This window comes from Devosia sp. UYZn731 (assembly GCF_040546795.1).
Classification (GTDB): Bacteria; Pseudomonadota; Alphaproteobacteria; order Rhizobiales; family Devosiaceae; genus Devosia.
The window spans coordinates 702998-715369 of the sequence record NZ_JBEPOL010000001.1 but is presented as its reverse complement, the minus strand read 5'-3'; the positions used below and the strand labels follow the sequence as shown (position 1 = coordinate 715369).

Genomic DNA, 12372 nt, shown 5'->3' with positions numbered 1-12372 from the left:
CGTACGCTCCGCTCCGGTGCTCAGGCCTCCACTCCATCTGACTCAGGCTGACGGACTTTTCATCGCGGCGCGGTGGCTCAGCCGACGACCGCGAACGCCACATACTCGGTGTCACCCCGGCGAAGGCCGGGGCCCATCCTGAGATCATTCCGTGCTTATGAACTGCCCAGTCATCTCAGGATGGGTTCCGGCCTACGCCGGAATGACACCGTGGATTGGGCGGCTGCCGGGTCAAACCCAACAATCAGGAAAATCATCATGACGTCATACCTTCTCGCGGGGCCCGCGGAGGAGCCGGTTTCGCTTGTCGAGGCGAAGGGTTTTCTCAAGGTCGAGGACGAAGCCGAGGATGGGTTGATCAGCACGCTGATCAGCGCGGCGCGGCTGCATATCGAGGGTGTCACCGGGCGGGCGCTGCTGGCGCAGAGCTGGCGGGTGGTACTGGATCGGTGGCCGGTCAGCCGGATGGTGAAGTTGCCGGTAGGGCCGTTTGTCAGCCTCACTGAGATCAATGCCTATGACGATGGCGGCGGCGCGCATGCGATCGGGATGGCGCAGTTTTTTGCTGAGCCGGATCGGTTGCTGCTGCCGCTCAATGTGGCCGGGATGCCAAGCCTGCGCGAGCGGCAGGGGCTGGAGATCGACTATGTGGCGGGGTTCGGAACGGAGCCCGGGGAGGTGCCGGTCGATATCCGTCAAGCGCTGCTGGTGCTGGTGGCGTACTGGTTCGAGCATCGCGATGCGGTGATCGTGGCAGGGTCCGGCTCGGTGGTGCCGACAGGGTTCGACCTTCTCGTGTCCAAGCATCGGCAGGCGCGGCTATGAGCGAGCGCATTCCACCCATTGGTACGATGACGGACCGGGTGCAGATCCGGCGCAAGGAAATGACCGGCGAGGGTGAGGGTGGGCACACCACGCTCTATGTGCCGATGGCCACGGTGTGGGCACGCGTGCGCAGCTTGACGGGGCGGAGAATTGAGCAGGCAGACGGGCGTGCGGTTGGCATTTCGCACAGCGTGGTGATGCGGTTCCGGCCTGATCTGGGGCCGGGCGATCGCATCGTCTATCGCGGACGCAATCTCGATGTGGTGACGGCGGCGGACCTCAATGGGCGACGGGCGTATTTGAGCTGCGCCTGCAATGAAACCAGTTTTGCGGGGTAGACCATGCACGCCATTGTTGAGCTGCAGGGCGCGCTGGTGGGGGCGCTGAATGCAGACGCCGAGCTGGTGGCGCTGATCGGCGCCGGCGCGGTGTTCGATGCGCCGCCCAAGGGGCGGAGTGGGGCCTATATCGTGGTGGCGCGGCATGATGCGCTGGCCCGGGATGGGGATTCTGCGCCGGGACATGAACACCGGGTGCTGCTGCATGTGTGGCATGGCGAGGCCAGCCGCAAGGCAGTGTTGGCGGTGGCCGAGCGGGTGGTGGCGGTGGCGCTGGGAGGTTTTAGCGCGGCCGGGCTGGCGGTGACGCATCGGCAGCATGTGCGCACGGACACGGCTATCGAGGGCGGGCAGGCGCGGGCGGCGGTGACGCTGCGGTTTTTCAGTGAAGCGGGGTAGGGCACTGAGTTTCGGCTCCGCTCCCGCTCGAGCTTCCCCCCACCCTGGCCCTCCCCTCAAGGGGGAGGGGATCGCATCGAGTAGGCGGCGATATCTAACTCAAACACAGGACACATCTCATGGCGGCCCAGAGCGGCAAGGACATGCTTTTGAAGCTCGACCAGACCGGGTCGGGCAGTTTTCTGACGGTGGCGGGACTGCGTACGCGGGCGCTGGCGTTCAATGCCTCGACGGTCGATACGACTGACCAGGAAAGCGCCGGGCGCTGGCGCGAATTGCTGGCCGGCGGCGGGGTGAAGAAGGCCTCGGTGAGCGGCTCGGGGATTTTTAAGGATGGCGCGTCGGATGCGCAAATCCGCACGCTGTTCTTTGGCGGGACCATTCGGAACTGGCAGTTGATCATTCCGGATTTCGGGGTTGTCCAGGGGCCATTTCAGATCACGGCGCTGGAATTTTCAGCGGATCATGCGGGGGAAGTGACGTTCGACCTGGCGCTGGAAAGCGCGGGGGAAGTGACGTTTACGGTGATTTAGGGCGGCGATTTTTCCGCCGAACTCTCCCATCCAGCGGTCCTTCCCGCGGACCTGATCCGTGGGTCTTTCAACGCCCATGCCCTGCTGCGAGTGGCCCCCGGATCAAGTCCGGGGGAAGGACAGTGGGCGGAACTGCATGGTCATACATATCAGGGGAAACACGATGGCTAATACGCAACGTGGCGAAGTCGATGCGGTGATCGGGGGCGAGCGCAAGACACTGTGCCTGACCCTCGGCGCGTTGGCCGAACTTGAAGCGCGGCTGCAGGCGGGAGACCTGGTCGGGCTCGCCGAGCGATTTTCCGGCGGTCGCGTCTCCGCTCGGGACCTGACCGCCATTCTCGGCGCCGGCCTGCGCGGGGGTGGCAATGCGATCAGCGATGACGACCTGGCGCGGCTGAGCATCGAGGGCGGGCTCAAGGGCGCGGCGGAGATTGCCGGAAGGCTGCTCAAGGCGACGTTTGGAGAGGCGGCGTGACGCCGTTTCCCTGGGAGGCAGCGATGCGGTTCGGGTTTGGGGTGCTGCGGCTATCGTCGGAGGCATTCTGGAAACTGACGCCGCGGGAGTTGGCGGCGGCCTGGACCGCAATTGCCGGCGAACGCATCACGCCACCGGCGCGCGCTGGGCTGGACGAATTGATGGAGAGATTTCCCGATGGCCGATGAGACGCTTTTCGATAATTTCCGCGCGGAAATGAGCGATACCGAACGCGAACTGGACCGTCTCCGGGACCTGGGGACCGGTGTTGCGCGCACGATCAGCACGTCGCTTCATGGCGCTATCGGCGACGGTAAATCGCTCAAGAGCCTGCTCGGCGACATCGCCAAGTCCTTCACCGATATCGCGCTCAAGGCGGCGCTTAGGCCGGTGGGAACGCTCGTGGGTGGACTCGTGGAGAACCTGTTCACGGCGACCAATCCCTCGGTGAAACCCTTTGCCAAGGGCGGGGTGATTGCTTCGCCGGGATACTTCCCCATGAATGGCGGTCTGGGGCTGGCGGGCGAGGCTGGGCCGGAGGCGATCATGCCGTTGCAGCGAGGCAGCGATGGGCGGCTTGGCGTGAGTGGCGGCGGCGGCGGGGTCAACGTGACGTTCAATGTGACGGCGAGCGACGCGCGCAGTTTCATGACCAGCGAGGCTGATGTGAGTGCGATGCTGCTACGGGCGGTGAAACGCGGCACTCGGGCCTCCTAGAGGCGTCTAGCGACAATCCATAAATCGATAGGATTCTTCACATGGCTTTTCACGCTGTGCGCTTTCCGCTGGACGTTGCGCTAGGGGCGCGGGGCGGGCCGGAGCGCAGGACTGATGTGGTGACACTGGCGAGCGGGGCCGAGGAGCGCAATGGGCGCTGGCGGCATTCGCGGCGGCGCTACAATGCCGGCTATGGCGTCAAATCGCGGGCGGATATGCAGGCGGTACTGGCGTTTTTCGAGGAACGGCGCGGGCGGCTGCATGGGTTTTTGTGGCGTGATGGGCTGGATTATTCCTCGGGCGGTGCCGTGCCGGGGGCGAGCGATCAGCGGATCGGGACTGGGGACGGTAGCCAGACCAGTTTTCAGTTGAGCAAGACGTATGGGGCGAGCTTTGATCCGTATTTGCGGCCGATTACGCGGCCGGTGGCGGGCTCGGTGCGGGTGGCGGTGGCAGGCAGCGAACTGCTGAGCGGGTGGACGGTGGATGTGGCCACTGGGGTCGTCGGGTTTTCCGTGGCACCGGCCAATGGGGCGGCGGTGACGGCGGGGTTTTTGTTCGATGTGCCGGTGCGCTTCGATACGGATCGGCTGGATATCGAACTGACCAGTTTTGACGCGGCGGAGGCGCCGAGCATTCCGCTGGTGGAGATTTTGCCATGAGGACGCTGGAGACTGGCTTCGCGACGCATATCGCCGTCGGGGAGACAACGCTGGCCAATTGCTGGCGGATTAGGCGCAGCGACGGCGTGGTGATGGGATTTACCGACCATGACGGGACGCTGAGCTTTGACGGCACCGATTTCGAGCCGGCGCATGGGCTGGATGGGGCTGAGGCGCCGGCCAAGCTGGGCGGGCAGGTGGACACCAGCCAGGTGCTGGGCGTTTTGCATGCCGACGCCATCAGCGAGGACGATATTCTGCTTGGGCGCTATGACGGGGCGGAGGTCGAGAGCTGGCGAGTCAATTGGGCCGATGTGAGCCAGCGCCTGATGCTGCGGCGCGACAGCATTGGCGAGATCGTGCGCGAGGATGGGGTATTTCGCGCGGAACTGCGTTCGAGCCAGCAGGGGCTGAATGCGCGGCATGGGCGGATTTATCAGGGGCTGTGCGACGCTGAGCTTGGGGATGCGCGCTGTGGTGTAAACGCCGCGAGTGCAGCGTTTCGCGGGGTGGCGACGGTGGAGGCGGTCGAGGACGCGTATCGGTTGCGGGTCAGCGGGTTGGGTGGATTCGATGCGGGTTGGTTCGCGTTCGGGTCGGCGCTATGGGGCGCGGGGCGACGGGCGGGATTGCGCGACGGGGTCATCGGGCATGCCCGCAATGGCGGGGTCGATGTGCTGGCGTTTGGCGTCGCGGTGGGTGAGTGGGTCGACGTGGGCGATACGCTGGCGGTGACGGCGGGGTGCGATCGCCGGTTTAGCACCTGCAAGACCAGGTTCGGCAATGCGGTCAATTTTCGCGGCTTTCCGCATATTCCGGGTAGCGATTTCGTGTTGCGCCATCCGCGCGCCGGCGATGCGCTGGACGGGCGGGCGGTGGTGAAATGAACACCGATCTGGTGGTCGAGGCGGCGCGGGAATGGCTGGGCACGCCCTATCGGCATCAGGCGGCGACGCTGGGCGCGGGGTGCGATTGCCTGGGGCTGCTGCGCGGCGTGTGGCGAACGCTTTACGGCGATGAGCCGATGGTGGTGCCGCCCTATCGGGCCGATATGCGCGATCCGGCGCATGCGGGGGCGCTGCTGGCGGCAGCTGAGCGGTTTCTGGTGCCCGTGGGCGGTGAACTGGTGGCGGGGCAGGTGCTGTTGTTCCGGCTCAATGGCATGGCTGAGGCCAAGCATTGTGGGATCTTGGTTTCAGCCGAGCGGTTCATTCATGCGCAGGAGCGGCTGGGCGTGGTCGAGGCGGCGCTGACCGAGGCCTGGGCGCGGCGGGTGAGTGGGCGGTTCGGGTTTCCGGCGGCCAAATAGCCCATTCTTTTCAGAACAAGGACAATCCATGGCAACGCTTGCGCTTTCGCTGGCTGGCAATTTCGTTGGTGGGCTGGTGGGTGGGCCGATTGGCGCGACCATTGGGCGGGCGCTAGGGGCGCTGGCAGGCAGCGCTATCGACGGCATGTTGTTCGGCGAGGACAAGCCGGCGACGACGGGCAGCGATGTGCGGCTGCAGGGCTCCTCGGAAGGCGGGGCGGTGCCGCGGCTCTATGGCTGGAGCCGGCTGAGCGGCAATATCATCTGGGCGCGCGAACTGGAAATGCTGAGCGTCGAGAATGCCGGTGCCAAGGGCATGGGCCAGGAGGAGAGCGAGGACGAAGTCGGCGCCAGTTTCGCCGTGGCGTTCTGCGAGGGCGAGGTGCATCGGCTGGGTCGGATCTGGGCCGATGGGCAATTGCTCGAGACTAATGGGCTGACGCTGCGGTTTTATCGCGGCACCGAGACCCAGTTGCCCGATGGGCTGATCGAGGCGACGCAGGGCGTGGCGCCGGCCTATCGGGGACTGTGTTACCTCGTGGTCGAGCAATTGCCATTGAGCAAGTTCGGCAACCGCATTCCGCAACTGAGTGTGGAATTGTGCCGTGTGGTGGGGGACCTGGAGCCGGCCATCAGGGCGGTGACGGTGATCCCGGGGGCGACCGAGTTTGGTTATGACCCGACGCCGCGCGTGCGGCTGATGGGGCGGGGCGAGACCGCGGGCGAGAATACGCATGTGGCTAAGGGCGTTAGCGACTGGAGCTGGTCGATCGACGAGCTGATGGCGCTGTGTCCGAACCTGGAGCGCGTGGCGCTCGTGGTGGCCTGGTTTGGCAATGATCTGCGGTGTGGCCATTGCACGATCGGGCCACGGGTGGAGAGCGCCAGCCGGACAATCGAGGGAGCGACGTGGAGCGTCGCCGGGCTGGGGCGTGGCGCGGTGCCGGTGGTCAGCTTCCATGGCGGCGGGCCGGCATATGGCGGAACGCCGTCCGACGCGGCGGTGAAGGCAGCGATTGTGGATCTGCGGGCGCGCGGCATCGCGGTGACGCTCTATCCGATGGTGCTGATGGATGTGCCGAGCGGTAATGGCTTGCCGAACCCCTATGGCGGGACCGGGCAGGCCGCCTATCCGTGGCGCGGGCGGATCACCTGCGATCCGGCGCCGGGGCGGGTAGGGTCGCCGGACAAAAGCGGCGCCGCGGCAGTGCAGGTGGCCAGCTTCGTGGCGGCCGGCTATCGGACGATGATGCTGCACTATGCGCAATTGGCGCAGAGCGCCGGCGGGGTCGATGCGATCCTGATCGGTTCGGAAATGGTCGGGCTGAGTACAGTCCGCGGCGCAGCAAACAGCTTTCCGTTCGTCGATGCACTGGTGACGCTGGCGGGTGATGTTCGGGCGGTCGTGAGTGGCGGCACCAAGATCAGCTACGCGGCCGACTGGAGCGAATATTCGGGCTATCAGCCGAGCGGGGAGAAGTTCTTCCATCTCGATCCGCTGTGGGCGTCCGCCAACATCGATGCGGTGGGCATCGACAATTACATGCCGCTGGCGGATTGGCGCGATGGCACCGGCCATGCCGATGCGGCGCTAGCAGCGACGGGCTATGAGCTGGATTATCTGGCGGGCAATATCGCCGCGGGCGAGGGGTTCGACTGGTATTATGCCAGCGATGCCGACCGGCAGGCGGGGACGCGCAGTGCCATCAGCGACGGGGCGTATGGCGAGCCTTTTGTCTATCGCGTGAAGGATATTCGGGGCTGGTGGGGCCGCTATCATTACAACCGGCCGGCAGGAGTGCGGGCCGCTGCGCCAACGGCCTGGGTGCCGGGCAGCAAGCCAGTTTGGCTAACGGAACTGGGCTGCGGCGCGGTCGACAAAGGTGCCAATCAGCCCAATATTTTCGGCGACGAGAAGAGCGCCGAAAGCGGGCGGCCGTATTTCTCCAGCGGCATGAGCGATCCGCTGATCCAGCGGCAGTTTTTGCGGGCGCATCAGCAGCATTGGCGTAACCCGGCGAACAATCCTGCGGGCATGGTCGATGTCGGGCGGATTTATCACTGGACCTGGGACGCGCGGCCATTTCCGGCGTTTCCGGCGCAGACCGATGTCTGGGCGGACGGACCAAACCACCGTACCGGCCATTGGCTGACCGGGCGGCTGGGGGCCATGAGCAGCGGCGAAATGGCGGCTGCCGTGGCGGCGGACCACGGCGTGACGCTGGTGGGTGAGCCGGCGCTGCCGCTGGTGCATGGCTTTGTGCTGGATCAGACCACGACCGGGCGCGATGCGCTGGAGCCGCTGATCGCGGCGAGTGGATTGAGCCTGCGGGCGTCCGCTAGCGGGTTGACGTTGGGACAGCCTTGGCGGGCGGCGGCGGGCGTGGTGGTTGCTGACAATCTGGTGCGTGACGATGGTGCGGTGCTGTCGCGACGGCGGGCCGACCCGGCGGAGGCGGCGGGACGGTTGGCACTGACCTTTGTCGATCGCGAACGCGATTATCAGGTCGGTACGGTGACGGCGCTGCGCGGTGCGGGGCCGGTGGCGAGCAAGGCGCTGCCGCTAGTGCTCGACCTGGGCGGGGCCCGGATCGCGGCGGAGCAGGGGCTGCTGGCCGAGAGTGGCCAGCGCGAAAGCCTGGAATTCAGCCTGCCGCCGAGCGCTTTGGCCGTGGAGCCGGGCGACGTCATCGACCTGGGGATTGCCGAAGGGCCGTCCGAGGTGACGGAAATTCGCGATGGCGCGGTGCGGCGAGTGACGGCGCGGACGCTGGTGGCGCCGGTGCCGATCGCAGTGGCGGTCGATGGCGCGCGCACGGGCGGCGCGAGCAGTTTCACGGCCTCCCGGCCGGTGGTGGTGGCGGCGCATCTGCCGCCGGTGCCGGAGGATGCAGGGCGGACGCGGCTGGCGCTCGCGGCGCATGCGCAGCCCTGGCCGGGTGTGGTGGCGATCGCCGATGGCAATGGCGCGAGCCTGGCGCGACTGGGTCGACGCGCGGTCATGGGCGAGACCGTGGGCGGGCTGGTGGCCGGGTCGGCCGGCGTTTGGGACCGGGCCGGCACCCTGACGGTCAAGCTCTATGCCGGGCATCTGGCGGCGCTGGACGAGTTGGCGGTGCTTGCAGGCGGCAACCGGATTGCGGTGCAAACCACTGGTGGCGATTGGGAAGTGATCGGCTTTGCGCAAGCGGAGCTGATCGCGTCGGCGACCTATCGATTGAGCCAACTCTTGCGCGGGCAGGCAGGCACGGTGCCGGCGATCGGGACGGTGGCGACCGGCGCTGCCGTGTTGCTGCTGGATTCGCGGGTTGGTGTGTTGCCGGTCACTGCGCAATGGCTGGGCACGGAAGCGAGCCTCGTGGCCTACGGGGGAGGCGATGACCTAATCGGCACTGGGTTCGCGGCGGATTTCGGGATGGCTCCGGTTCTGCCACTGGCACCGGTGCATCTGCGGGCCATGCGGGCGGGCAGCGATATTGCGCTGAGCTGGACTCGGTGCAGCCGGGCCGACGGTGACGGCTGGGGGGTAGTTGATGCGCCGCTCGAGCATATGCCGGAGCGCTATTCGGTCAGCATTTTCGATGGAACGACGCTGCTTCGCAGTTTCGAGCGCAGCGTGTCGGCGGGAGCCTATTCGGCCGCCGATCAGATCAGCGATTTCGGCGGGCCGGCCTCGGCATTCCAATTCACGGTTCAACAGATCAGCCCGGTCTTTGGGGCCGGTCATAGCGGCAGGGGACAGTATAATGGCTAGGACGCGGTTCGATATCTGCCTCGATCAAGTGCTGCAATTCGAAGGCGGCTATGCCGATCATCCCAGCGATCCGGGCGGCGCCACCAATATGGGGATCACCCGCAAGACGCTGGCGCGCTGGCGAGCAGTCACGCCGTGGTGGGGCCTAGCCAAGAGCGAGGTGCAGAACCTGGATCGCGCCGAGGCGGCCAAAATCTACAAGGGCAGCTATTGGGATCGCAGCAATGCAGGCCGGCTGCCGCCGGGGCTCGATCTGGCGCTGTTCGACTTCGCCGTCAATTCGGGACCGGACCGGGCCATCAAGACATTGCAGGGGCAACTCAATGTGGTGGCCGACGGGCAGGTCGGGCCGCTGACGCTGGGCGCGATCAAGACCGAGATCGCGCTGCGCGGGGCGGCGGGGCTGATCGACGCGCTCTGCAACAGACGCCTCGATTTCCTCACGCGGCTGGCGACCTTCGCGGTCTTCGGCAAGGGCTGGACGGCCCGAGTAGCCGCCATCCGCAAGGCCGCGCTCGCTGCGGCGGGTGCCCAATCTTCGACCACTGTTCAATCACCAACCTGGAGTGACACCATGGCTATTTTGTCGGGCTACAAGACCTATATCGTTGCCGCCTTCATGCTGATCGCAGGCCTCGCCCAAATGCTGGGTATCGACCTGCCGACGCTCGACAGCAGCTCTGCGGGTCACCTGATCATGGAGGCGCTGGCGGTGATCTTTTTGCGCAAGGGGCTGAAGAGCGATATCGGCAACGCTTGACCGCTGCCGCGAGCGGCGTAGATGTGGGTGACCCGATTGCCTATAGTGGCAACGGGTCGCCCAAAGCGGCGTTGGGAACCGGCGTAACCGTTTTCCGAAAGAGGCGAAATTTTGAAGCTCATGAAGATTTTGTCGTATTCATGTCCCATTCAGCAACCTCGTCCTAAGTTGCGAGCATGAAAACCCTGACCCAGAAAATCCTTGCGTCGCTGGTGCTATTTCTTGTCCTGGCGACGACGATCAGCACAGCACAGGCTGCATGCCTGTCTCCGCTCGAAGCCCAGAAGGCCGCCGAGTCGGGGGAAATCAGATCGTTCGACCAAGTATTGGCGCAAGCGGGTATTGACGACAGCGTCAAAATTCTCAGTCGTCAAGTCTGTGACGAAGGCGGACGCCTCGTCTATATTGTCGGGATCTTTAAAGACGGACAAGCCCAGAACCTGGTGCTTGACGCTCAATAAGGCTGGCATGGGTTACGGGGGCAAACAATGCGCATTCTGGTCGTTGAAGACGATACCAATCTGAATCGGCAGCTCAAGGAAGCGCTGACCGAGGCCGGCTATGCGGTCGACGTCGCCTTCGATGGCGAGGAAGGCCATTTCCTGGGCGATACCGAACCCTATGATGCGATCGTGCTCGATATCGGGCTGCCCCAGATGGACGGGCTTTCGGTGCTCGAGGAATGGCGCCGGGCGGGCAAGACCACGCCGGTACTGCTGCTGACGGCACGCGACCGCTGGAGCGACAAGGTGCAGGGCATCGACGCCGGCGCCGACGATTATGTGGCCAAGCCATTCCACATGGAAGAAATTTTGGCGCGCATCCGCGCCTTGGTGCGGCGTGCCGCAGGGCTTGCCTCCAACGAGATCGTGGCGGGCGCTGTGCGGCTCGATGCCCGTTCGGGCAAGGTTACCGTAGATGGCCAATCGGTGAAGCTGACCAGCCACGAATTGCGGCTGCTGAGCTACCTAATGCACCACAAGGGCAAGGTGATTTCGCGCACCGAGCTGACCGAGCATCTTTACGATCAGGATTTCGACCGCGACAGCAATACGATCGAAGTGTTCGTCGGCCGCCTGCGCAAGAAGCTGCCAGAGGATTGCATCCAGACGGTGCGCGGGCTCGGATATCAGATCGCCGAGGATTAATCGTGAGGCCGGGCGGGGCTGACTGATGCGCAAGGGTTCGATCGCGGCATCGCTGTTCTGGCTGTCGGCGGGCTGGCTCATCGTGGCGCTGGTGGCGACGGGCTTTTTGCTGACCGACCTCTATTCGCGCGCGCTCGACACCAGTCTGTCCGAGACGCTGGAATTTCACGTCGAAAGCCTGGCCGGTGACCTGCTGGAGAGCGGTGATCCGCTGAGCACGGCCATTGCACTGACCGATCCGCGCTTCGATCGGCCGCGGTCGGGTTGGTATTGGACCATTCGCGATGCGGATGGACAGCTCTACAATCTGTCCACCTCCGTGGTCGGCATTGTGCTGCCGGCGATCGAGGGGCTGGCCGACGCCTCCGGCCTGCGCACCGGCGTGGTGGATGATGCCTTTGGTACCCGCATCCGCGTGGTCGAGCGGGCGGTGACGATCGGCGCCAAAACCTACGAAATCGTGGTGACGGGCAGCCTGAGCGAAGTGCTCAAGCTGGTCGACGACTTCCGCGGACAGACCTTTATCGTGCTGGGCGCGGTGGGCGCGATGCTGGCGATCATGAGCGTGATCGTAGCGCGCATCGCCATGCGGCCGATTTCGCGGCTGAGCAAGGCCATCGAGCGGGTGCGCGAGGGCGACGCGGTGGCAGTGGACGGCAACTATCCCAACGAAATTGCCCCGCTGGCCGAAGAGGTCAACGAATTGCTGCGCTCCAATGCGCAGATCATCGAGCGAGCCAAAAGCCAGGTCGGCAATCTGGCTCATGGGCTCAAAACCCCGATCGCCGTGCTGCGCAATGAAGCGGCCGCCAAAAAGGGCGCGTTGGCAGACGTGGTTTCCGCCGAAACCGAGAAGATGAGCACCATGGTCTCCACCTATCTGGAGCGGGCCCGGCTGGCGGCGCGCACCTCGGTGGTCGGCAAGAAGGCCGACAGCACCATGATCATGCTGCGGCTGACGCGGGTGATGCGCAAGATTCATCCCGATGTGACGGTGGCATTCCAGCGCCCCGACGCGTCGCTGCCCTGGTTCCGGGGGGACGAGGCCGATCTTGAGGAAATGGCGGGCAATCTGCTCGACAATGCTTGCAAATGGTCCAAGGGGCAGGTGGGGGTGCGCCTGTCGGCTGAGCGCGGCGATACCGGGGTGATGCTGCTGGTCCGAATCGATGACAACGGGCCGGGGCTTTCCGAGGAAGACGCCCAGAAAGTGTTGCGTCGCGGTGTCAGGCTGGACGAGAAAACGCCCGGAAGCGGACTAGGGCTCGATATCGTCAAGGAACTGGTAGATGTGTATGGCGGCAGCCTGCAACTCACGCGTTCGGCGCTTGGCGGCCTTTTGGTGGAACTGCGTCTGCCCACGTCCAGGCTCACCGGGATGACCAAGAGCTGATACAACTGGAACCAACCGACGCACTTTCGCCTTAATGCGAAAACATCAAGCCTAGA

15 protein-coding genes are annotated in these 12372 nt (G+C 65.1%); all 15 read left to right on the top strand.

Annotated features, from left to right (window positions below; translation table 11 throughout):
• Positions 1-258 precede the first annotated feature (258 nt).
• The 15 genes from ABIB57_RS03275 to ABIB57_RS03205 all read left to right on the top strand — a co-directional run bounded on the left by ABIB57_RS03275 (position 259) and on the right by ABIB57_RS03205 (position 12316).
• Positions 259-825: a head-tail connector protein gene (locus tag ABIB57_RS03275; protein ID WP_354038398.1), complete on the top strand. Its 567-nt coding sequence runs from the start codon at positions 259-261 to the stop codon at positions 823-825.
• Positions 822-1163 carry a phage head closure protein gene (locus ABIB57_RS03270; RefSeq protein ID WP_354038397.1) on the top strand — a complete coding sequence of 114 codons (342 nt, stop codon included), beginning with the start codon at positions 822-824 and terminating at the stop codon, positions 1161-1163. Before ABIB57_RS03275 ends, ABIB57_RS03270 begins: the two co-directional genes overlap by 4 nt.
• A gap of 3 nt (positions 1164-1166) precedes the next feature.
• Positions 1167-1562: a tail completion protein gp17 gene (gene gp17, locus ABIB57_RS03265; RefSeq protein ID WP_354038396.1), complete on the top strand. Its 396-nt coding sequence runs from the start codon at positions 1167-1169 to the stop codon at positions 1560-1562.
• A 119-nt stretch (positions 1563-1681) separates the two neighbouring features.
• Entirely contained in the window at positions 1682-2095 is a 414-nt protein-coding gene (locus ABIB57_RS03260; protein ID WP_299730146.1) for a phage major tail protein, TP901-1 family, read from the top strand.
• A gap of 163 nt (positions 2096-2258) precedes the next feature.
• Positions 2259-2573 carry a gene transfer agent family protein gene (locus ABIB57_RS03255; protein WP_354038395.1) on the top strand — a complete coding sequence of 105 codons (315 nt, stop codon included), beginning with the start codon at positions 2259-2261 and terminating at the stop codon, positions 2571-2573.
• Entirely contained in the window at positions 2570-2761 is a 192-nt protein-coding gene (locus ABIB57_RS03250; protein ID WP_354038394.1) for a rcc01693 family protein, read from the top strand. The genes ABIB57_RS03255 and ABIB57_RS03250 overlap by 4 nt, the downstream gene beginning before the upstream one ends.
• Entirely contained in the window at positions 2751-3290 is a 540-nt protein-coding gene (locus tag ABIB57_RS03245) for a phage tail tape measure protein (protein WP_354038393.1), read from the top strand. Before ABIB57_RS03250 ends, ABIB57_RS03245 begins: the two co-directional genes overlap by 11 nt.
• A gap of 41 nt (positions 3291-3331) precedes the next feature.
• On the top strand, positions 3332-3952 hold the full coding sequence (locus tag ABIB57_RS03240) for a phage distal tail protein, Rcc01695 family (RefSeq protein ID WP_354038392.1): 621 nt from the start codon (positions 3332-3334) through the stop codon (positions 3950-3952).
• Positions 3949-4839 (top strand): phage/gene transfer agent baseplate hub protein, encoded by an 891-nt coding sequence (locus ABIB57_RS03235; RefSeq protein WP_354038391.1) that lies wholly within the window; start codon positions 3949-3951, stop codon positions 4837-4839. The genes ABIB57_RS03240 and ABIB57_RS03235 overlap by 4 nt, the downstream gene beginning before the upstream one ends.
• A complete protein-coding gene (locus tag ABIB57_RS03230; protein ID WP_354038390.1) occupies positions 4836-5261 on the top strand; it encodes an NlpC/P60 family protein in 426 nt (141 codons plus the stop codon). The genes ABIB57_RS03235 and ABIB57_RS03230 overlap by 4 nt, the downstream gene beginning before the upstream one ends.
• A 28-nt stretch (positions 5262-5289) precedes the next feature.
• Positions 5290-9015, top strand: coding sequence for a baseplate multidomain protein megatron (locus ABIB57_RS03225; RefSeq protein ID WP_354038389.1), 3726 nt, complete (start codon positions 5290-5292; stop codon positions 9013-9015).
• Complete coding sequence (locus ABIB57_RS03220) at positions 9008-9775, top strand: glycoside hydrolase family 108 protein (RefSeq protein WP_354038388.1); 768 nt, start codon at positions 9008-9010, stop codon at positions 9773-9775. The genes ABIB57_RS03225 and ABIB57_RS03220 overlap by 8 nt, the downstream gene beginning before the upstream one ends.
• A 176-nt stretch (positions 9776-9951) precedes the next feature.
• Positions 9952-10236 (top strand): hypothetical protein, encoded by a 285-nt coding sequence (locus ABIB57_RS03215; RefSeq protein WP_354038387.1) that lies wholly within the window; start codon positions 9952-9954, stop codon positions 10234-10236.
• A 27-nt stretch (positions 10237-10263) separates the two neighbouring features.
• The gene (locus ABIB57_RS03210; RefSeq protein ID WP_299750815.1) at positions 10264-10923 is read left to right on the top strand and encodes a response regulator transcription factor; all 660 of its coding nucleotides are present in this window, start codon (positions 10264-10266) and stop codon (positions 10921-10923) included.
• Positions 10924-10948: 25 nt separating this feature from the next.
• Positions 10949-12316 carry a sensor histidine kinase gene (locus ABIB57_RS03205; RefSeq protein WP_354038386.1) on the top strand — a complete coding sequence of 456 codons (1368 nt, stop codon included), beginning with the start codon at positions 10949-10951 and terminating at the stop codon, positions 12314-12316.
• Positions 12317-12372 lie beyond the last annotated feature (56 nt).

Excerpts from the sequence above, each read along its gene's own strand:
- ABIB57_RS03275 (WP_354038398.1), top strand. The coding sequence starts at position 259 with ATGACGTCATACCTTCTCGCGGGGCCCGCGGAGGAGCCGGTTTCGCTT.
- ABIB57_RS03270 (WP_354038397.1), top strand. The coding sequence starts at position 822 with ATGAGCGAGCGCATTCCACCCATTGGTACGATGACGGACCGGGTGCAG.
- gp17 (WP_354038396.1), top strand. The coding sequence starts at position 1,167 with ATGCACGCCATTGTTGAGCTGCAGGGCGCGCTGGTGGGGGCGCTGAAT.
- ABIB57_RS03260 (WP_299730146.1), top strand. The coding sequence starts at position 1,682 with ATGGCGGCCCAGAGCGGCAAGGACATGCTTTTGAAGCTCGACCAGACC.
- ABIB57_RS03255 (WP_354038395.1), top strand. The coding sequence starts at position 2,259 with ATGGCTAATACGCAACGTGGCGAAGTCGATGCGGTGATCGGGGGCGAG.
- ABIB57_RS03245 (WP_354038393.1), top strand. The coding sequence starts at position 2,751 with ATGGCCGATGAGACGCTTTTCGATAATTTCCGCGCGGAAATGAGCGAT.
- ABIB57_RS03240 (WP_354038392.1), top strand. The coding sequence starts at position 3,332 with ATGGCTTTTCACGCTGTGCGCTTTCCGCTGGACGTTGCGCTAGGGGCG.
- ABIB57_RS03235 (WP_354038391.1), top strand. The coding sequence starts at position 3,949 with ATGAGGACGCTGGAGACTGGCTTCGCGACGCATATCGCCGTCGGGGAG.
- ABIB57_RS03230 (WP_354038390.1), top strand. The coding sequence starts at position 4,836 with ATGAACACCGATCTGGTGGTCGAGGCGGCGCGGGAATGGCTGGGCACG.
- ABIB57_RS03225 (WP_354038389.1), top strand. The coding sequence starts at position 5,290 with ATGGCAACGCTTGCGCTTTCGCTGGCTGGCAATTTCGTTGGTGGGCTG.
- ABIB57_RS03220 (WP_354038388.1), top strand. The coding sequence starts at position 9,008 with ATGGCTAGGACGCGGTTCGATATCTGCCTCGATCAAGTGCTGCAATTC.
- ABIB57_RS03215 (WP_354038387.1), top strand. The coding sequence starts at position 9,952 with ATGAAAACCCTGACCCAGAAAATCCTTGCGTCGCTGGTGCTATTTCTT.
- ABIB57_RS03210 (WP_299750815.1), top strand. The coding sequence starts at position 10,264 with ATGCGCATTCTGGTCGTTGAAGACGATACCAATCTGAATCGGCAGCTC.
- ABIB57_RS03205 (WP_354038386.1), top strand. The coding sequence starts at position 10,949 with ATGCGCAAGGGTTCGATCGCGGCATCGCTGTTCTGGCTGTCGGCGGGC.